Annotated in this window: 2 protein-coding genes; both read right to left on the reverse strand. The window is 37.9% G+C overall.

Annotated elements, in window-relative coordinates:
- On the reverse strand, positions 1-290 hold a 290-nt coding region (locus tag PL9214_RS29565; protein WP_139295223.1), incomplete at its 3' end, for a DUF4158 domain-containing protein.
- A 42-nt stretch (positions 291-332) separates the two neighbouring features.
- Positions 333-464: double zinc ribbon domain-containing protein (locus PL9214_RS32890; protein ID WP_139295220.1), on the reverse strand; the 132-nt coding region annotated here is incomplete at its 5' end.

Consider the following 464-nt stretch of genomic DNA (forward strand, 5'->3'; position numbering starts at 1 on the left):
TGAGAATATTCTCTGATGATTGTTGGGTCAATTTTTAATTGAGATGCGATATAAAAAAGTACAGATTCCGGTACGATTTCTCCTAAACTCCAAACCCGACCCGGAAAGCGTAGATAACACAATTGTACGGCGAAACCAAGCCGATTATGTGGTCTACGCCGCTGTTTTATAACCCGGAGTTCGTCATTGTTAAAAGTATAGTAGCGAGCTAGATCTCTTGGGGTGATAAAATGGGGAATTTCCGTAAATTGTAGTCGCTGTGCTGGAGATAAAAGTTCACGAGTTGCCAATTAGATTACCTATATTTATTTGTAATTATTATTAATGATTAATTAGTTGGGTGAAAATTTGTAGTTGACACCACAGTAAGGGCAAAATTTGAATTTCAGTGACATAATTGGTTCGTCACAACTAATACAACGGTTTCGTAAGGCTGTACCACAAGCAAAGCAATATTTCGACCG

It is taken from the genome of Planktothrix tepida PCC 9214, assembly GCF_900009145.1.
Classification (GTDB): Bacteria; Cyanobacteriota; Cyanobacteriia; order Cyanobacteriales; family Microcoleaceae; genus Planktothrix; species Planktothrix tepida.